This window comes from Paraburkholderia sp. A1RI-2L (assembly GCF_048957375.1).
In the GTDB taxonomy this organism is placed as follows: domain Bacteria; phylum Pseudomonadota; class Gammaproteobacteria; order Burkholderiales; family Burkholderiaceae; genus Paraburkholderia.
This window is the reverse complement of record NZ_JARBTA010000002.1, coordinates 1,033,891-1,052,680: the sequence shown is the minus strand read 5'-3', so window position 1 is coordinate 1,052,680 and position 18,790 is coordinate 1,033,891. Positions and strand designations below refer to the sequence as shown.

Annotated in this window: 17 protein-coding genes, 2 tRNA genes and 1 rRNA gene; 5 read left to right on the top strand and 15 right to left on the bottom strand. The window is 64.7% G+C overall.

All coding sequences use genetic code 11. From position 1 onward, the window contains the following. Nucleotides 1-258: 258 nt before the first annotated feature. The 10 genes from PWP93_RS19555 to PWP93_RS19510 form a co-directional block, all read right to left on the bottom strand. Nucleotides 259-334: transfer RNA gene (locus tag PWP93_RS19555), tRNA-Ala, on the bottom strand. Between the two features lie 43 nt (nucleotides 335-377). Beyond that, a tRNA-Ile gene (locus PWP93_RS19550) sits at nucleotides 378-454 on the bottom strand. Nucleotides 455-519: 65 nt separating this feature from the next. Beyond that, nucleotides 520-2,052, bottom strand: a 16S ribosomal RNA gene (locus PWP93_RS19545). A 473-nt stretch (nucleotides 2,053-2,525) separates the two neighbouring features. After that, a complete protein-coding gene (locus PWP93_RS19540; protein WP_421045588.1) occupies nucleotides 2,526-3,080 on the bottom strand; it encodes a phosphonate degradation HD-domain oxygenase in 555 nt (184 codons plus the stop codon). A gap of 68 nt (nucleotides 3,081-3,148) precedes the next feature. Further along, complete coding sequence (locus PWP93_RS19535) at nucleotides 3,149-3,772, bottom strand: GntR family transcriptional regulator (RefSeq protein ID WP_421045587.1); 624 nt, start codon at nucleotides 3,770-3,772, stop codon at nucleotides 3,149-3,151. Nucleotides 3,773-3,952: 180 nt separating this feature from the next. Continuing rightward, nucleotides 3,953-4,843, bottom strand: a complete 891-nt coding sequence (gene phnV / locus PWP93_RS19530) for a 2-aminoethylphosphonate ABC transport system, membrane component PhnV (protein WP_421026476.1) — start codon at nucleotides 4,841-4,843, stop codon at nucleotides 3,953-3,955. Beyond that, a complete protein-coding gene (locus tag PWP93_RS19525; RefSeq protein WP_421045586.1) occupies nucleotides 4,833-5,756 on the bottom strand; it encodes a 2-aminoethylphosphonate ABC transporter permease subunit in 924 nt (307 codons plus the stop codon). Before PWP93_RS19525 ends, phnV begins: the two co-directional genes overlap by 11 nt. Next, nucleotides 5,734-6,861 carry a 2-aminoethylphosphonate ABC transport system ATP-binding subunit PhnT gene (phnT, locus tag PWP93_RS19520; RefSeq protein WP_421026474.1) on the bottom strand — a complete coding sequence of 376 codons (1,128 nt, stop codon included), beginning with the start codon at nucleotides 6,859-6,861 and terminating at the stop codon, nucleotides 5,734-5,736. Before phnT ends, PWP93_RS19525 begins: the two co-directional genes overlap by 23 nt. Nucleotides 6,862-6,962: 101 nt before the next feature. Next, a complete protein-coding gene (phnS, locus tag PWP93_RS19515; protein WP_421026473.1) occupies nucleotides 6,963-8,048 on the bottom strand; it encodes a 2-aminoethylphosphonate ABC transporter substrate-binding protein in 1,086 nt (361 codons plus the stop codon). Nucleotides 8,049-8,491: 443 nt separating this feature from the next. Next, nucleotides 8,492-9,247, bottom strand: coding sequence for a DeoR/GlpR family DNA-binding transcription regulator (locus PWP93_RS19510; RefSeq protein ID WP_421026472.1), 756 nt, complete (start codon nucleotides 9,245-9,247; stop codon nucleotides 8,492-8,494). A gap of 199 nt (nucleotides 9,248-9,446) precedes the next feature. Here PWP93_RS19510 and PWP93_RS19505 point away from each other — a divergent pair, with 199 nt between their 5' ends. Beyond that, complete coding sequence (locus PWP93_RS19505) at nucleotides 9,447-11,087, top strand: ABC1 kinase family protein (RefSeq protein ID WP_421045585.1); 1,641 nt, start codon at nucleotides 9,447-9,449, stop codon at nucleotides 11,085-11,087. Nucleotides 11,088-11,219: 132 nt separating this feature from the next. Further along, the gene (locus PWP93_RS19500; protein WP_421045583.1) at nucleotides 11,220-12,119 is read left to right on the top strand and encodes a DMT family transporter; all 900 of its coding nucleotides are present in this window, start codon (nucleotides 11,220-11,222) and stop codon (nucleotides 12,117-12,119) included. 12 nt (nucleotides 12,120-12,131) lie between these two features. Here PWP93_RS19500 and PWP93_RS19495 read toward each other — a convergent pair whose 3' ends face one another. The 3 genes from PWP93_RS19495 to PWP93_RS19485 all read right to left on the bottom strand — a co-directional run bounded on the left by PWP93_RS19495 (nucleotide 12,132) and on the right by PWP93_RS19485 (nucleotide 14,939). Then, nucleotides 12,132-13,265, bottom strand: coding sequence for a L,D-transpeptidase (locus tag PWP93_RS19495; protein ID WP_421046122.1), 1,134 nt, complete (start codon nucleotides 13,263-13,265; stop codon nucleotides 12,132-12,134). A gap of 490 nt (nucleotides 13,266-13,755) precedes the next feature. Next, nucleotides 13,756-14,040: an RNA-binding protein gene (locus PWP93_RS19490; protein WP_421026468.1), complete on the bottom strand. Its 285-nt coding sequence runs from the start codon at nucleotides 14,038-14,040 to the stop codon at nucleotides 13,756-13,758. 290 nt (nucleotides 14,041-14,330) lie between these two features. Further along, nucleotides 14,331-14,939: a hypothetical protein gene (locus tag PWP93_RS19485; RefSeq protein ID WP_421045582.1), complete on the bottom strand. Its 609-nt coding sequence runs from the start codon at nucleotides 14,937-14,939 to the stop codon at nucleotides 14,331-14,333. 380 nt (nucleotides 14,940-15,319) lie between these two features. On the opposite strand from PWP93_RS19485, the gene PWP93_RS19480 reads away from it, so the two are divergent. Continuing rightward, a complete protein-coding gene (locus PWP93_RS19480; RefSeq protein WP_421026466.1) occupies nucleotides 15,320-15,835 on the top strand; it encodes a DUF1993 domain-containing protein in 516 nt (171 codons plus the stop codon). Between the two features lie 27 nt (nucleotides 15,836-15,862). Here PWP93_RS19480 and PWP93_RS19475 read toward each other — a convergent pair whose 3' ends face one another. Continuing rightward, complete coding sequence (locus PWP93_RS19475; protein WP_421045581.1) at nucleotides 15,863-16,489, bottom strand: LysE family translocator; 627 nt, start codon at nucleotides 16,487-16,489, stop codon at nucleotides 15,863-15,865. Nucleotides 16,490-16,625: 136 nt separating this feature from the next. On the opposite strand from PWP93_RS19475, the gene PWP93_RS19470 reads away from it, so the two are divergent. Together PWP93_RS19470 and PWP93_RS19465 are read left to right on the top strand one after the other, a co-directional pair. Beyond that, entirely contained in the window at nucleotides 16,626-17,090 is a 465-nt protein-coding gene (locus PWP93_RS19470; RefSeq protein WP_035534757.1) for an Lrp/AsnC family transcriptional regulator, read from the top strand. Between the two features lie 37 nt (nucleotides 17,091-17,127). Beyond that, nucleotides 17,128-17,361: a hypothetical protein gene (locus PWP93_RS19465; RefSeq protein WP_028222124.1), complete on the top strand. Its 234-nt coding sequence runs from the start codon at nucleotides 17,128-17,130 to the stop codon at nucleotides 17,359-17,361. Between the two features lie 50 nt (nucleotides 17,362-17,411). Here PWP93_RS19465 and PWP93_RS19460 read toward each other — a convergent pair whose 3' ends face one another. Then, the gene (locus PWP93_RS19460) at nucleotides 17,412-18,596 is read right to left on the bottom strand and encodes a pyridoxal phosphate-dependent aminotransferase (protein WP_421045579.1); all 1,185 of its coding nucleotides are present in this window, start codon (nucleotides 18,594-18,596) and stop codon (nucleotides 17,412-17,414) included. Nucleotides 18,597-18,790 lie beyond the last annotated feature (194 nt).

The window sequence follows — 18,790 nt, the reverse complement described above, 5'->3', positions numbered from 1 at the left end:
ACTCGCTACAGGCTGAGTTTTCGCGTTGTGCCGTATTCCAAAGCCCTCTTTCGAGGAACTTAAAAATACATCGATACAATCACAACCCTGATTCACCTACTCCACACCCATCTCTAAGTGTGTTTCAGATAAATCTCTTTACTACTTCTTCCTGATTGTTAAAGAACGACAGCCGATATTTTCATACCGCTCTGACTGGCTCAATCGCCAATGCAAAAGGCTCTGCTGAACTTCAGCAGAACGCTGTGCATTAGGGATTGGTGGAGGATGACGGGATCGAACCGACGACCCCCTGCTTGCAAAGCAGGTGCTCTCCCAGCTGAGCTAATCCCCCAGTCACATACTCAAGGGATTGCCTCCGCCTCTGGCAGACAAAGTGGTGGGTCTGGATGGATTCGAACCATCGACCCCCGCCTTATCAAGACGGTGCTCTAACCGACTGAGCTACAGACCCCTGAGTCTGTCTTTTCTACAGCCGACAAGTGTGAGCGCTTCAATGTGCTTCGCAATGAGCTCTGGAAAGGAGGTGATCCAGCCGCACCTTCCGATACGGCTACCTTGTTACGACTTCACCCCAGTCATGAATCCTGCCGTGGTGACCGTCCTCCTTGCGGTTAGACTAGCCACTTCTGGCAAAACCCACTCCCATGGTGTGACGGGCGGTGTGTACAAGACCCGGGAACGTATTCACCGCGGCATGCTGATCCGCGATTACTAGCGATTCCAGCTTCACGCAGTCGAGTTGCAGACTGCGATCCGGACTACGATCGGTTTTCTGGGATTGGCTCCACCTCGCGGCTTGGCAACCCTCTGTTCCGACCATTGTATGACGTGTGAAGCCCTACCCATAAGGGCCATGAGGACTTGACGTCATCCCCACCTTCCTCCGGTTTGTCACCGGCAGTCTCCCCGGAGTGCTCTTGCGTAGCAACTGGGGACAAGGGTTGCGCTCGTTGCGGGACTTAACCCAACATCTCACGACACGAGCTGACGACAGCCATGCAGCACCTGTGTGACGGCTCCCTTTCGGGCACTCCCGGCTCTCACCAGGATTCCGTCCATGTCAAGGGTAGGTAAGGTTTTTCGCGTTGCATCGAATTAATCCACATCATCCACCGCTTGTGCGGGTCCCCGTCAATTCCTTTGAGTTTTAATCTTGCGACCGTACTCCCCAGGCGGTCAACTTCACGCGTTAGCTACGTTACCAAGCCAATGAAGGCCCGACAACCAGTTGACATCGTTTAGGGCGTGGACTACCAGGGTATCTAATCCTGTTTGCTCCCCACGCTTTCGTGCATGAGCGTCAGTATTGGCCCAGGGGGCTGCCTTCGCCATCGGTATTCCTCCACATCTCTACGCATTTCACTGCTACACGTGGAATTCTACCCCCCTCTGCCATACTCTAGCCTTGCAGTCACCAATGCAGTTCCCAGGTTAAGCCCGGGGATTTCACATCGGTCTTGCAAAACCGCCTGCGCACGCTTTACGCCCAGTAATTCCGATTAACGCTTGCACCCTACGTATTACCGCGGCTGCTGGCACGTAGTTAGCCGGTGCTTATTCTTCCGGTACCGTCATCCCCCCGGGGTATTAACCCAGAGGTTTTCTTTCCGGACAAAAGTGCTTTACAACCCGAAGGCCTTCTTCACACACGCGGCATTGCTGGATCAGGCTTGCGCCCATTGTCCAAAATTCCCCACTGCTGCCTCCCGTAGGAGTCTGGGCCGTGTCTCAGTCCCAGTGTGGCTGGTCGTCCTCTCAGACCAGCTACAGATCGTCGGCTTGGTAGGCCTTTACCCCACCAACTACCTAATCTGCCATCGGCCACCCCAATAGCGCGAGGTCTTGCGATCCCCCGCTTTCATCCACAGATCGTATGCGGTATTAATCCGGCTTTCGCCGGGCTATCCCCCACTACTGGACATGTTCCGATGTATTACTCACCCGTTCGCCACTCGCCACCAGGTGCAAGCACCCGTGCTGCCGTTCGACTTGCATGTGTAAGGCATGCCGCCAGCGTTCAATCTGAGCCAGGATCAAACTCTTCAGTTCAATACCTGTTACTGTTTTCTGTCCCTCTCGAGACAGGTCGCTCACTCAAAGCTGACAGGTTCTGAATAAATTCAAAAACCTGACTTACTTTTGTGTGAGACTCTTGATACTTTCGCTACTCCCGGCCATTCCCGAAAGAATCACCAGGTCACGAAACCCATCAAGCGCCCACACTTATCGGCTGTAAATTTTTAAAGATCGCGTCGCACAAGACACCGGAACCACTTCGAACTACCCGGCGTTTTCTGCGTTGCTGCATCAGCAGCAGAGAAACGAGATTATGCAGACTCTTTCGCGTTTCGTCAACATCTTTTTTAACGTCGCCGTTTAAAAACTGATGACTTCACGCCCCGCCGTTTCTCGCGGCAGGCTTCGCTGCCGGACTTCAGCTGGCGAAGGAGCGGAATTCTAGTCACGCGAATGCGATCTGGCAAGGGGTTTTTGAACCCCTCAAAAAAAGACGCGCAACCGCTTCACGCGTGGCGCTGCATCACGCGATCCACGATCTGCAGGTAGTGGTCGAGATCCGGCGTTTGCTTGCCAGCGACCTTCGCGAGGTCGTCCCAGCGACGCAGACGCACGGCGTCGTCTGCATGGGGGCGCTCGGCAAATTCGCGCGCGCCATCGGCGTCGAAAATGCCGCCCTGCAATTGCAGGCTGCGCACGGAATCGGCCGACAAGCGGCCGAAGTACGCTTCGTCGGTTGCGCACAAGTAGCGCTTCGCATCGACGTGCAGCTTGATCGGCTCCAGCACGCTTGCCGGCAGAATCGGCCGCAAGAACGGCAGCGCATAGTACTGGTGCAGGTCGTCGATGCCTCGCTCGGTCGGCGTTTCGCCCTGGCGATTCAGCAAATGCCCGAGGTCGTGCAGAAACGCCGCCGCCACGAGCTCCTCGCACGCGCCTTCCTCCTCGGCCAACGCACCGCTTTGCAGCGCATGCTCAAGCTGCGTCACCGGCTCGCCGCTATACGCCTGCCCGCCATGCTGCTCGAACAAGCCGCGAATGTCTTCCAGACTCAGTGCCATGCTTGCTACCCCCTGTATTCGATTTGCTCCGAAGCGTCGCTACTCCCCGTCACGACTCCTGTCGCTCATCAGGCGTCGCCGCCATCCAGTTCGCCCGGCGTTTGCTGCGCGCGCATCCGGGCGGCGGCTTCATTGGCATCGCGCGACGCTAGCGCATTCAAGACCGCCCGGAGCCGCGCATAGGTCGCCTGCCGCATCGCGTCGGTTTGCGGCAGGCGCGGCGCCAGCCGCCATTCGTTCACGGCGCGCCGATGCGCTTCGAACAGCTTGCCGTTGCCGGCCGCTTCGACGAGCGCGTCGCGAAACGCCTCGCGCGCGCGCGCAAACGCAGCGTCGTCGGCGAGCGCGCCGCGCATGGCATCGAGCCGGTCGCGCAGCGCGGCGACCTGCGCCGCGTCGATACGCGCCGCGAGCATCCGACAAGCCGCCTCCTCAAGCGCCGAGCACAGCAAAGCAAGCTCGCCCGCCTCGGTTTCCGACACGCTGCGCACGTACGCGCCGCGATGTTTCTCATTGCGCACGAGCCCTGCCTGCTCGAGGACGCGAAACGCTTCGCGCACCGGTCCGCGCGACACCCGCAATCGAGCTGCCCATTCGGACTCGACAAGCTTCGCGCCAGGCACCAGCCGTCCGTCCGCGATGCAGCGCTCGATCTCGTCGCGCACCAGGTCTGTCAGCGAGCGCTCGCGCACCAGCGCGAGCGGCGCCGCCGCATCACAATGCGCGGCGCTCCGTAGATCGACATCGCGCGTCAACGTTGCCACGCGCACTCCTTTCAGGTCGCGGCCCGCGTGCCGTCTGCCGCGTCGGCATCGCCGCTGGACCATCCCGCGAGGCGGCGCTGCGCGTCAGCACGCGTGCTGGCCATGGTTTCAATCCGCACGGCGACGCGGCGCACGCGCCGCAATCAGCGACAGCGCCGCCAGCGACACGATCAGCAAGATTAGCGAGAGCGCCGACGCCGGCAGGTAGTACCCGCGCTCGACCGCACCGACCACGACGATCGGCACCGTCGCGAATCCCGGCGGATAAACCGTGAGCGTCGCGCCAAGTTCGCCGAGCGAGATTGCGAAGCCCAGCGCGAGACTCGCGCGGATAGCCGGCACCAGCTGCGGCAGCACCACGCGGCGCAGCACCATCGAGGGCGGCGCGCCGAGGCTCGCGGCCGCTTCGCGCAGCACCCTCAACTCGGGACGCAGCCCCGCCGCCGCGCAGCGATAGCAAAACGGCAACACCAGCGCGAGCTGCACGAACACGACGATCGCCGCCGAACTCGACAGATCGACGGGCGCCTTGTGATAGGCGATCAGCACCGCGAGACCGAGCACGACGCTCGGCACGCCGTTGGGAACCATCGCGAGCGCGTCGGCGATGGCGCCGAGGCCGCGCCGGTCGCGCCCTTCGAGCGCCAGCGCAAGCCACAGCCCCAGCGCCGTGCCGAGCACCGCCACGCCGAAGCCGATTTCGAGGCTCGTGACGACCGCGTCGAAGTCGCTCGAGCCGAGGCGCTCGAACCAGCGCGTACTGAAGCCGTCGGGAAGGATCGTGCCCGACCAGTGCGAGGCCACGCTCGAGAGCGCGACCACGATCACCGGCAGAACGAAGAGCCAGAAACACAGCAGCGCCGCGAGCGCGAGCAGCACGCCGCTGCCGATGCGCGCGAACGCGCTGCGCTCGACGGGCCGCGCCCGCAGATGCTTGGGCGGCAGCGCGATGTGATCCGACGACGCCGCAACCGGATTGGTTGCCGGATTATTTGCCATTGCGCGCGCCCCCATGACTGCGGCGATTCACGCGCCGATACAGCGCATACAAAGAAAGCGACATCGCCAGCATGACGACCGCGCCCGCAGCGGCGGTCGGCAGATCGAGGTCGACGGTCGCCGAGCTATAGATTGCCACCGGCAGCGTGACCAGATGCGCGCTGCCGAGCACGAGCAGAATGCCGAACTCGTTGAACGTCAGCAGAAAGCACAGGATCGTGCCCGCGGCGATGCCCGGCCACGCGAGCGGCAGAATCACGCGCGCGGCGACCATGCGGTTGTTCGCGCCCAGGCTGCGCGCGGCCTCGATCAGGCGCATGTCGAGCAGCGCGAACGCGGCGAGCGTCGGGCGCACCACGAAGGGCGCATAGAACACCACTTCCGCGAGCACCACGCCGCCGATGCCGAACAGAAAATCGAGCGGCGGCGCCTGCAGATGGAAGAGCCGCTGCAGGCCGATGCTCACCGAGCCTTGCGAGCCATAAAGAAAGATCAGCGTGAAGGCGACGAGAAACGACGGAAACGCCACGAACAGTTCGAGAAAGCGCGTGACGAGGCGAGCGCCCGGAAACGGCTTGAAGAACAGGATTGCGGCGATCGCCACACCCAGCAACGAGGCGATGCCCGCACTGAGGAACAGAATCCACAGCGTCGTGCCGATCACGCCGCGCGAATCGGGATTGCCGAAGAACGCCGCATAGGCGTGCAAGCTCAGGCCGTGGGCGCCGGTCAAGCTGAGCAGCACGAGCCGCACGAGCGGATAGACCACGAGCGGCCCCAGCACGAACACGAGCAAGAAAGCGATGTGCCATTGCGCGCGCCGTTCGCGGCGGCGCTGGGCGGCCGCATGCGCTTCGGCGCCGGGAAGCGGCGCGCCCGGGAAAGCAGAATCAGGGGTTGATAAGGACGACATCGTCAGCCTCGTAATGCAGGGAGACGCGCATGCCTTTTTCCGGCGTCATGCCGTGGCCGCGCTGCATGGTGACGAGCACCGGTTCGTTCGGCATCGCGTCGAGCAGCACCGGCACTGAAAGCACCGAGCCATACCATTCGACGGATTCGATCGTGCCATGCAGGCCGCCTTCGCCGAGCGGCACGATGCGCAGGCTTTCGGGACGCAGGCACGCGAGCTTGTCGCGCACGCCGTAACGCGCGTCGCCCACCGGAAACGCCACGCTCGGCGGCAACAGGTTCGCCGCGCCGAGATAGCGCGCGACGTAGGCATCGTTGGGCGTGTCGTAGAGTTGCTGCGGCGTGCCGAGCTGCGCGATGTGGCCATCGCGCATCAGGAGCGTGCGATCGGAAAGCACCAGCGCGTCGTCCTGATCGTGCGTCACGCAAACAATCGTGAGATCGGGCAGGCGCTCGTGCAGCGCCTTGAGTTCGGAGCGCACCGACGCGCGCAGATTGGCGTCGAGCGCCGAAAGCGGCTCATCGAGCAGCAGCACGTCCGGCTCGATTACGAGCGCGCGCGCCAGCGCCACGCGCTGCTGCATGCCGCCCGAGAGCTGCGCGGGCATCACGTGGCCCGCGTCGCCGAGCTGCACGAGCTTGAGCGCATCCGCCACGCGCCGCGCGATGTCGCGCGCCGGCACGCGGCGCGCCTTGAGCCCGAACGCGACATTCTCGAACACCGAGAGATGCGGAAACAGCGCATAGCTCTGAAACAGCAGCCCCAGGTTGCGCTGATGCGGCGGCACGTGAGTCAGGTCGCGTCCCGCGACGGTGAGCGAGCCCGCCAGCGCGTCGGCTTCGATAAACCCGGCGATGAAACGCAGCAAGGTGGTCTTGCCGCAACCGCTGCGGCCCAGCACGGTCAGCAATTCGCCACGGCGGATGGTGAGCGACAGGTCGTCGAGCACCGTGCGCGTGCCGAAGCGCACGCTCAGGCGCTCGATCTGCACGCCCGCGGCGCCGCCCAGCCGGCCCGTATCGGCGGCATCAGCGACATCGGTCAAGCCGGACACATCCGGCAGTGCGCGGGCCATCTGGGCCGGCGCAAGGCTTGCGGTATTCACCGGGTTCATCTCCTCTCGATGAGACCCGGCGCTTCGCTCCAGCGCCGGATCTCATCCCATACACCGTACTCAGGTAGTGCTCAGTTTCCTGCTGCAACCACTTATTTTGGCTTCACGACTTCGATCTGCTTGCCCGACGAGCCGATCACTTCGTTCTTCCAGCGTGCGGTCCAGCCGGCCTTCTTCTCCATCACCTGGTTCCAGTCGACCGGAATCAGCTTCACGCCTTCGATCGCCTGCTTGACCGCCGCGCCGTTCTTGCCCGAGAGCGCCACGTCCGTGCGGCCCGGAATGCCGAAGATGTCCGGCACCTTCGACTGCACTTCCGTCGACATCAGGTAGTCGATCAGCTTCTTGCCCGCCGCCTGGTTCGGACCGTTCTTGATCAGGCCGATGGCGTACGGCAGCTGGAACGTGGTGGGATGGCCGCCTGCTTCGGCAGCGAGGAAGATCGGCTTGAGCGACAGACCGCCGTTGGCCGCATCGTCGAGATCCATCTGCAGGTCGCCGTTGGCCACTGCGATCTCGTTGCGCGAGAGCAGCACGTCGAGGTAGCCCGTGCCCTTGGTGTGGAACTTGGCGCTTTGCTCGAGCTTCTTCAGATATTCGAACGCCTTGTCTTCACCCATCAGCGAGGTCGTGAGGATGATCACGGCCATGCCGTCGCCGGCCGTGGCCGGGTTCGAGTACGCCACCTTGCCCGAGTAGTCCGGATGCAGCAGGTCGGCGAAAGTCTTCGGCTGGTTCTTCACGACTTCGGGGTTGATCGCGAACGAGAAGTAGTTGTTCACGAAGGTCGCCCACGAGCCGTCTGCGGACTTCGCAATCGCCGGCACGTTCTTGTAGTTCACGCTCTGGTACGGCTGCAGCAGGCCGCTTTGCTGCGCCTGCTGGATGAACGGCGGCAGCGTGATGAGAACGTCGGCCTTGGGCGCGTCTTTTTCGACGTTGGCGCGATTCACGACTTCGCCGCTGCCCGCGGTCACGATATTGACCTTCACGCCTTCCTTCTTCTCGAAGGCGGGCAGCACGTCCTTGTAGAGATTTTCGAGGCCGTCAGCCGTGTACAGCACAACCGAGCCAGCGGCGTGGGCGCTCAGGGCCGCACCTTGCAGCAGCGCGGCGGCGGCCATCATGGGCAACAGCTTGCGTGCGAAACCCGCGCGAGTGGAATTCCTGTGGTTCATGTCGCTCTCCGAAGGCAAAAAACCTATGCTCGGGGATACCCGATGCGTGTTTAGTCGAATGTCGAACGTCGACGGACTGCGCCGCCTTTCGTACCCGTCCGGTGCGGCAAACAAATTGTAGATCGTCTGCAATTTGTCATTGCCACCCGCAAGTCACCGGACCCACTGCACACCAGGAGTTGCCTCGTCAAGCGCGCCGGCCCCGTCTGAACGGGCCCGGCAAGAATCACAGGTTTTCGTGACAAGGCCATGACGATTGTGGCGAATGTCAAAAAACTCCACAATTCGCCAAAAATCAGCATACGACATTGGCCGCAGAAACGCTCGCGGCAGTGCACAAGCGCAGATCGGCGGATCGGCCCGGGAGGCGGGGGACGAGGGAAACAAAGCAGGCCGCGCCGCGCGCGCGTGCGCCATAGCGGCGGGAAACCCGGGCGAGAAAATCAGGCGACGAGGAGCTCGGGCCCCCGCGCGGCGATGGCGCGGGCAATGCTCTTTTCGGGTGCGAGTTCGGTGATCACATAACGAGCGCGCTCGAAGCCGTTGATGCGCACCGGCGTGACGCGACCGAACTTCGAGTTGTCGGCCACGACGATCGCGCAGGTCGCGGCCGTGAGCATGTGGCTGCGCACCTCGGCGACCATGCGCGTGTAGTCGGTGAGCCAGCCGTCGGCGGTGATGCCGCCCGCACCCACGAACGCGTAATCGACGTGATATTGCGCGAGTTGCTGCACCGTATCGAGGCCAAAGGTGGCCTCTTCCTGATCCGACAGCTCGCCGCCCAGCATCGTCACGCGATTCTCGTTGCGCCGGCCGAGCAGCAGCGCGATGCGCCAGTCGTTGGTGTAGACCGTGAGGCGATGGCGGTCGATGAGCGCGCGCGCGAGCGCGTGCGTCGTGCTGCCCGAATCGATGATGATGGAGGCGCCGTCGGGCACGAACTCTGCGGCGCGCTCGCCGATGGCGCGCTTGGCGTTCGCGTTGGCGGCCTCGCGCACGTCGAGGTCCGGCTCGCTGCGGTCGCTGGACAGCGCGCCGCCGTGAGTCGTCACGAGCAGCCCGCGCCCCGCGAGCGTGTTGAGGTCGCGCCGGATCGTCTCGCGCGAGACCCGCAACTCGCGCACGAGATCTGCCACGGAAAGCGCGCCGGTCCGGGTCACTTGCGAAAGGATGTACTGATGGCGTTGTTCTGCGAGCATCTCGGTGAGCGCGATTGCGCGGCGTGTTATCGAAAGAGCCGCCGTATTGTATTACGCGTGCCGGATTGCGCGTGCCGTGACGGAGCGAATCGAAACGGCTGCCAGCGCGCGGTCATCCCTGTTAATCTGATGTTGGCCGTCCGGGAACTGGGCGGCTTCCCGTTTTGTCGATTTGTCGTTCCGTCGACGGCCGCTCCCCATGCGCTCACAACTTCGCCAACTGCGTCTTCTGTTCTGCGCGCTGCGTTACGGCATGCGGCTGATCTGGCTCGCAGCGCCCGAGCATCACAAGCTGCACTGGATCGTCTCGCTCGCCGCGCGCATGCGCGATGACGAGCGCCTCGCCACGCATCTGTCGAGCGCCCTGCCGCGCCTCGCGCCGCTCGCGGGCGCCTTCGCGCAGACGCTCGTCACCAGGCCCGAACTCGCCGCGGCCACGCTGCACGACGCCATCGACGCCATCGATCACTTCGAAGCGCCGCTCTCGCCGCCGCAACTCGATGCCGCCCTGCACGCCGCGTTCGGCAAGCCGCCGCAAACGATCTTTTCGTGGATCGATCCCGCGCCCTGTCATAACGGCTGGTGCGAGCAAACCCACGTCGCGCGCCTCGCGCTGCCGGTAAATGGCCATCAGATGGTGACGGTGCGCGTACTGCGCGCGAAACAGGCACAGGAAGTCGACGACGATGCCGCGTTGCTGTGCGCCGTCGCGCGCTGGCTCGAGCGCTTCTCGGGCGCGGCGCGCAAGCTCGGCCTGCGCGCGCTCGCGCAAACGCTGCGCGAGGACCTGCAACGCCGTTTCGATCTGCGCGCGCAGGCCGCGAACCTGAGCCAGACCGGACACCATCTCGCCAACGACACGCGCGTCCTCGTGCCCGACGTGATCTGGGACTGCTGCACCGCACAGACGCTCACGGTCGAGCACCTCGACACCGTGCATGTGACCGACCTCGCCGGCCTCGCGGAGCATCACATCAACGTGACGCGCGTGGCTGCGCATCTGATCGAAGTCGTCACGCAGCAGGCATTCGAGCACGGCTTTTTCCACACGGCCATCGACGCGCGGCGCGTGGCCGTGAGCATCGAGCCGCAAACGCGCGGCCGCCTCGTGTTCGCGAGCGCGGCGCTGATGACGAGCCTGTCTTCGCCGGAGCGCGAATTCTTCGTGCACGGCGCAACGGCGCTGTTCGAACAGGACTACGCGCGCCTCGCCGCGCTGCATCACGTTGCGGGCCACGTGCCCGGGCACGCGCGCGCCGAGCAGATCGAAGCCGAGTTGCGCACGCACAGCGAAGCGCATTTCGCCAGCGATGCCAGCACACGCAGTGCGGGGGCGCTGTTTCATCATCTGCTGCACTCGGTGCAGCCGTTCGGCGGCGAGGTGTCGCCGCGGCTCGCCGCAGCGCAGCGCGCATTCGGCAAAGCCGAGACGCTCGCACGCACGATTCATCCGGGCGTGGACGCCTGGGGCATTGCAAGCGCGACGCTCAGGGATATCGCGAAGCGCGATCTCGGCGCGCAAGGATGGATCAAGCGGCTGTCCCAGGAGTTGCCGCATCTCGCACAGATCGCGCCGCGCGTGCCGCAACTCATCTACCACTTCATGCAGCATCACACGCACGCGGAGCACGGCCCGAACGCGGCGCAAGCCCAGGCCGCGGTGCTCGCGGCGCTGCGCCGCGAGCACCGCCGCACGCGCGCACTGCTGATCGCCTGCGCCTTGACCGGCGCGCTGATCGGCGTGGCCGCGACGCTCTTCGCCACGCCGCCCGTCAGCCAGGCGAGCCGCGAGAGCGCGCCGCATCCCGGACCTTCCTACCCCGCCTCAGTGCAGTCCTGAACAAGACCGGCACGGTTCGCCCCGGCGATACTCCCGGTCTTCCGCACGTTGCCCGCGCGATGGCCATGGTTCGTTCGCCGTTCGTTCGCGACAAACTCCCGTATTGGCGCCGCGCCACCTTTACCAGAACCGATGCTTGACTCGCTCGCTCCCGCCCTCTTCGTCGTCCTGTGGTCGACGGGCTTCGTGGTCGCCCGCGCGATCGCCCCGTATGCCGATCCCAACCTGTTCCTGCTCGCGCGCTTCGGCGGGACCGCGCTGCTGTTCGCCTGCGTCGCGCTCGCGCTGCGCGCGCCATGGCCGCGCGGGCGCGAGTTCGGCAAGCACCTCTTCGCGGGCGCGCTGCTGCAAGGCGTGTATTTGGGGGCGAGCTACTGGGCCGTTGCGCAGGGCCTGAGCGCGGGCGTGATGGCGCTGCTCGGTGCGTTGCAGCCGCTGCTGACCTCCGCACTTGCCGCGCCGCTGTTCGGCGAGCGGCTCACGATGCGGCGCTGGCAAGGCTTGTCGCTCGGGCTCGCGGGCGTGGTGCTCGTGCTGATGCCGAAACTGCGCGCCGCCGCTGCGGGCGTCCCGGCTGCAGCTGCGGCCGATGCCTCGGGCACGCATGCGAGCCCGCTCCTGGTCGTGCTCGTCGCGGTGCTCGCGGTCGGGGCGATCACCGCAGGCACGCTTTATCAAAAGACCTCGCTGGCCAAGGCCGACATCCGCAGCGCGAGCGCGGTCCAGAATGTGGGCGCGACGGTGGTTGCAGCGCTGCTGGCGCTCGCGCTGGGCGAGCATCGCTGGATTGCCTCGACGACACTCTGGATCTCGCTTGCATGGGGCATCGCGATGCTCTCCGGCGTGGGCGTGACGTTGCTTGTCTGGATGGTGCGCCACGGCGATGCGGCCCGCGCCACGGCGCTGCTCTTTCTCGCGCCGCCGCTCGCCGCGCTCGAAAGCTGGCTGCTGTTCGGCGAAACGCTCGCGCCGGTGCAGATGGCGGGCTTCGGCGTGGCGCTCGCAGGCGTGGTGCTCGCGCGGCGCGGGTGACGTGATCCGCCATCAATCGGCCGTGTCGCCGCCCTTGGGTATGTTCGCGCGCGCCTTGCTGCCCGGCGCCGGCGCCCACGCGGGCCGCGTCTTGCGCTGCGAATCGATTACGACGATGAAGCGCCCCGCCCACGGCGTGACCTCGCGGCCGGGGTGCAGGACCCACAGCGACTTGCCCGAATCGACGAGCGCCTGATACTCGGCATCGACGATTCCGTAGTGATCGATGAAAGCGTTCAACGACGCGGGAATGCGCACACAGCCCTTCGAATGGCGGATGCCGAGCAGCGGCTCGAGACGGTCAGGGTCGGTGGCGTGCATCTGGAAACGCATCGGCGAGAAACCGCCCTTGCCCCAGCCGCGCTCGCCGTCGACCCAGCCGAGATCGTAGATGCGCATGTCGCGCGCGCCGTAGCCGCGAATGCCGTTCTCGTTCATCGTGCCCTCCGCGCGAAAGTCCATGTTCGAGGGCGTGTGCTCGAACACGCCGAGCGGCGTGAGGAAGTGATCGAACTCGCCGGGCCGGCCCGTCGCGACCGGCGAAGCGCCGATCATCTGCCACGGCTCGTGCGGCATCGCGCGGAAGTAGATAAAGAGCGCCTGGACGGTCGCGGCGCGATCCACGAGGATGACGAACTCGCCCGCCAGCGCACCGAGATTCTTTTCGTCGAGCGCGGCCTGCAGGCGTTGACCGTAAGCGCGCTGATCGGCGGGCGGCACGCGCAGACGGCGCTTCACGCTGCTCGCGAAGGTCTGGCGCATGGCCAGCGCACGGTGCGTTTCCTCGGCGGCCTGCTCGGGCGTGAGATCCGGGTGCTCGGGCAAGACGAGCGGCGCAGGCACGGACGCGGGCTGCGCCGGCGCCGGCGCCGCGGCGGACGATGCGGACGATGCGGACGATGCCGATGCCGCTGAAGCCGCTGATGCAGCCGGCGAAGCCGCCGCTGCGCTCGACGCCGATGAAGCCGGCCTCGCTGGCGAAGCCGCCGCCGATGCCGCCCCACCAGCCGATGCCGCCGCCGGATGGGACGCTGCCCGAGCCGCTTGCACGGCCCCCGACGTCGCATGCGGGCCCGACGCAGCCCCGGCGACACCCGCAGCCCAGGCGCTGGCAGCCCACCACGCGCAGAAAGCTGCGCCCAGCATGCGGCGAATCCGCCATGGCGCACGCAACGCCCCTCTGGAATGGGCGTTCGTGGTGTCGCCCCGGACACCACCGTTCACGCGCGCAAGAGCGCAGCGCGAAAAGTCTTCGTTCATTGTGAATCCGGCTGATTTCTGTTTTGTCTGGAATAGATTGCCACGACGCCGACCGGTGCGCGTGCACGCCATGACGCGCACACCGTGCCAGTGTCCCGGCAGGACCACCCGCCATTAAACCAGACAAAACGCGCAAATCGCAGCATAAGGCGACAGGCACGCGAGTCACGCTGCACGCAAGCGGTCTGCGCACGACAATGCATGGGCGGCGATGGGATGGATATGAAAACGGTCAGCCGGCTCGCGCAGTTGGCGGCCGTTGCGACCGGACAGGAAGCTCAATTCGCCGACGAAAACACGGCGAAGAAGCAAACCAGGCGGGAAAAGCCATCGCGCCGATACGAGAAGGGCACGATCGTCGAGGCATCTCTGAGAATCAGCGCACGGACGCTGGCCGTGCATCCTGCTGCGCCTCGCCGTCGAACGGCGCGGCACTCACGCGCAGCGCGACACCGGCAAGGCGCCGGCTCTGCAACTCGCGCGCAACTGCTTCGCCCACGTAGGGCACATCGGAATCGAGTTCGATGTCTGCGTGTGCGTTCGACGTGCCCACGTCGTACACCGTGACACCCTTGGCGTAATGCCCGAGCTCACGTTTGACGAAGTCGCGCACTTCTTCTTCGCTACAGGTTTCGGGGACGTTCCAGACGGTCAGGTGCATGTCGAACTACCGTTGGCGGCGCGCTCGGTCGGCTCGCACCCGCACGGGCTGAAGACTCGCGCGCGCCTTTGCGCGGGCTCCAACCGCCTGTCCGAGCAGGACCACGGTTACAAGCAGGAAAAGAGTCGACGGTAGCATTTCGCTCACTCCACTTTTATTGATGATAGTCAGGATATGCCTAATCTCCAGCCAGCGCGCTGCGTCATATTGTCAAACACTCGCCGTTCAGCACCGTCGATTCTGGAGCGTGCGCAATCAACGTGCCGGCAATGGCCACGACCGCGCGCGAGCTATTGACCTTCGTCGCTGCTCGCTGAAGTGGTATCGCCCATATCCGTGCCACATTGCATGCGCGTGAGTTGATCGTACCGGTGCGCCCAGTTGCCGGAGATGGCCGCCTGCGCCTGGGCGAGCGATATCCTCCCGGCGCAGACGCAACGCTTGAGCCGCACCGTAAGGAGCGACTTGCGCCGTTCGCCGGCGTGGCCGCCCCACGGCAGCAAGTCGAAGTTCGCGGCCGCATCCGGCGAACCGCCGAGCAGGATTGGCACGCGCCGGTCGAGCGCGTAAGCGACACCCTCATCGGAATCGATCCCGCGTGCCGCGAGCAGACGGCTCTTTTGCGCCATCGTCTCGTCGAACGGGGGCGCCACGGTATCGGCATACCCGGGCCGGCAAATCGTCTCCGCCACCGACTCCTGGGTAACGCGCGCATCGAGTAGCTGCGCCTCCTGCGCCATGGCGGGCGCACCGCGCGCCACGCCCCCGACGGCAAGCGCCAGCAGCACGCCATGCAGCGTGCAACCGAGCGAGCGCCAGCCGCGCAAGCCCCTCCGGTATGCCCTGCCCTCTGCCATGCGACGCCCGGCGCGACGTTTTTCTGCCAATTCTGCGTTCATGGATCGGCGCATCGTACGCTGCCGTACGACGCGAAATGGATGGTCAATGCCGGACAATTAAAACACATCCAAATTTCACGTGGTGAATATGCAGCATCAGGCCACGCCCGTCAGACAGCACCCGGCATTCGCCACTACCTGAGCGCCGCCAGACAAGCGCACCAGACCATGAACAAACCATGCGCGAACTACGCGATCCATAACGGAATTTTTACTTCGTCATGCAGATCAATTCGACGGGCGAGCGCCGGAACTCGCGCGCCACCGCAAGATCGGCCGTTCAGGCAATGGCAGCGGCAAATCCGATGGCGCATAATGATCCGCCCGCCCATCTCCGCCCCGGAGTCCGGCGTGCACATTCAAGGAAACGAGGAATTCCCATGTCCATCACCATGTATCACGCCTCGGTGCCCGTGCTCGTGCGCGGCCTCGCCAACCTGCAGAACATCATCGGCAAGGCGCAGGCGCACGCAGCTGAAAAGCAGATCGACCCCTCGGTGCTGACCGGCGCACGGCTATTCCCCGACATGCTGCCGCTCGCGCGCCAGATCCACATTGCCACGGACACGGCGAAGGGCTGCGCCGCGCGCCTCGCAGGCGTAGACGCACCGAAATTCGAAGACGTGGAAGTCAGCTTCGACGACCTGCACGCGCGCATTCAGAAGACGATCGACTACCTGAACACGTTCAAGCCCGAGCAAATCGATGGTTCCGAGGGCAAGACCATCACGCTGAAGATGCGCTCGGGTCCGATCGAGTTCACGGGCCAGAACTACCTGCTGGCGTTCGTGCTGCCCAACTTCTATTTCCATGTCACGACGGCGTACGACATCCTGCGTCACAACGGCGTCGAACTTGGCAAGCTCGACTATCTGGGCAACAAGCCGAACGCCTGAGGCACACGGGCGCGCGGCTTTCGCGCATCAATCGAGCGAAAGCCGCACCGCGAAACCAATGAGCGCCGAAGAGAAGGCCCATTTCTGCACGGTCTGCGCCAGCGGATGCCGGCGCAGCCACACGGCGATCCGCGACGCGCCCAGCACATAGATCACGTCGAAGAGCGCACACACGATCACGAGCAGGATGCCCAACTCAGTCACCTGCAGCCAGACCGACCCCGCCTCGGGGCGAATGAACTGCGGCAGCAGCACCGAGCAGAACAGCAGCGCCTTCGGATTCAGCAGGTTGGTGAGCAGGCCCTTGAAGAAGTCCGCTCGCAGCGGGCGCTCGGCCATCGCAGCGGCCTGATCCGGCAAGGCAAAACCCGGCGCGCGGAAAATCTGCACGGCAATCCAGGTCAGGTAGAGCGCGCCGGCATAGCGCACGATCTCATAGAGCCACGGTGCGTTATGGAGCAGCGCCGCCAGACCACAGGCGGAAAGCGTGACATGCGTGGCGCGCGCGAGCCCGAGGCCGCAAGCGGCCGCGAAACCACGCCGCGCGCCGCGGCTCATGCTGGTCTGCATCACCAGTGCCATGTCCGCCCCCGGCAATGCACAGACCACCACCAGAGCGGCAATGAACATCAAAAGCAGGTGAGCGGAAATCATGTTGGCCTCGTTTGGAAGAGGCTCTATGTTGCCGCCAATGCCGGAGCGATTTCTGACGTTTTTTGTGGATAACTCTTCAATATGAAGCGGAATACCCTACAATTTCGTCATCGAAATCAGGAAAGCACCCCGCGCCATGAGCGATCTGGACAAACTCGACCGCGCGATCCTCGGCGCCCTGCAGGCGGACGGCAGAATGCCGATCGCGCGGCTCGCCGAAACCGTCGGCTTGAGCGAAACGCCCTGCGCACGCCGCCTCAAGCGGCTCGAGCAGGAAGGCTATATCGAACGCTATCGGGCCATGCTCTCGCGGCGCACGCTCGGCTACGGCGTGCTCGCCTATGTCTCGGTGCGCTTCGCCGTGCACGACCGGGCGCTGGCCGACCGCTTCGAGCGCGAAGTCTGTGCAATCGAGCGGATTCTTTCGTGCCACAACGTGGCCGGCACGGCGGACTATATTCTGATGATCGTGGCACGCGACCTCGACGACTACGGCACATTCATGCGCGACGAATTGCGCAGTCTGCCGGGTGTCACATCGGTCGAATCGGCGCTCTCGCTGCGCGCCGTGAAGTCCGAGGGCCGGCTGCCTTTGCCGTGAGCGCCCCACATTTTCTCTTCTCATAACGGAGCTTTCGATGAACCCAGAACAGGCGCGAGCTGAAGAAGCCGCCGCAATGGACCGCGTGCTGAACGCCACGCAACGCGTCAAGACGGCATTCGCCGCGTTGCAGACGCAATTCCCGCCGCAAGGCGAAGGCCGGCCGTCGCAGTTCGCATTACAGACGTTCGACGCCGCGCTGCAGGAGCTGGAAGACGCCCAGGCGGCCTTCGACGAAATGCTCAACGACCTGTTCGATGGCAATCGTTGACGGACTTGCTTCAGGCGCGGACCGCCAGCGCGCCTGAGTTTCGACGAACGCTAGCGCCCCTTCCCGGGCAGTTGCCGGACAAAGGCCGCAATCCGCTCGCAGGCCTCGACGAGCCGCTCATCGTCGACCACGAAGCCGAACCGGACATAGCCGCTTGCCGTTTCGCCGAATGCGCTCGCGTCGAGCAGCGACACTTTTTGCGCCTCGAATAGTTGCCACGTGAACGCGTGCGGATCGAGGCCGGTGCCGCGCACGTCGATCATCATGAACATGCCGGCTTCCGGCAGCAGGCAACGCAGCCCCGGCACGCCGCTCAGGCGCGCATGAACAAGGTCGCGCCTGCGCCGGTAAATCGCGCGCATTTGCGCGACGATCGGCTCGCGCTGCTCCAGCGCCGTGAGCGCGGCCTCCTGGATGAAGCCGGGCAAGCCATAGAACATGCATAAGGCAAGCCGCCCCAGATGGCCAATCAACGTTTCGGGCCCAATCACCCAGCCAAACCGCCAACCCGGCATCGCATGCGATTTCGAAAGGCTGCCGATCGTCACGGTGCGTGGCGCCATGCCGTCGAGCGTCGCAATGCTCACGTGCTCGCGCTCGAACGTGAGATCGGCATAGACCTCGTCGGAAACCACCCAGAGATCGTGACGCTGCGCGAGTTGCGCGATGCGCGCGAGATGCTCACGCGGCATCACCGCGCCGGTCGGGTTGCACGGCGTGGCGAAGAAGATCGCCCGCGTGCGTGGCGTAAGCGCCGCTTCGAGGGCATCGCAATCGAGATGAAAGCCGTTGTCCGGGTCGACGGGTACCGGCACGAGCGTCGCGCCCGACGAGCGAATCGCAGCTTCGTAGGTCAGATACATCGGCTCCGGCACGAGCACGTCGTCGCCGGCTTCGCACAGGCATAGCGACGCGGCGAAAACACCATTCTGCGCACCGGCGCACAGAATCACGTTCTGCGCGCTCACGTCCGGCGCGCCCGCCGCCGCGTGCTGCCGGGCAATGGCTTCGCGCAGCGGCTCGCGCCCCATGATCGCCGTGTAATGCGTATCGCCCGCGCGCAATGCCGCCACGGCCCGCTCGACGACAGGCTCCGGAGTTGCGAAATCCGGGTCGCCCACGCTCAACACGATCACGTCTTCGCCCCGCGCCGCCGCCTGAATCGCGGCGTGATGGATCTCCCACGCCGACGTGCGCCGCCCCTGCAAGCGCTCCACCAGATTCGAATATTTCATCGTCAGCGAGTCTCCTTGCGACGCCGCCTGCGTCGATTCATGTTCAATCCGTGCGCATGGCGTGATGCGCGTTCGCACGGCGCGAGCATCACGATACCAAGGAACGCGATCGTGGAAAAATAGCGGGAAGGTTTCTGTGCCCCCGGCACCGCGCGAGCGCGCCGGCGCACACCGGAGCACAATGCACGCTGGCC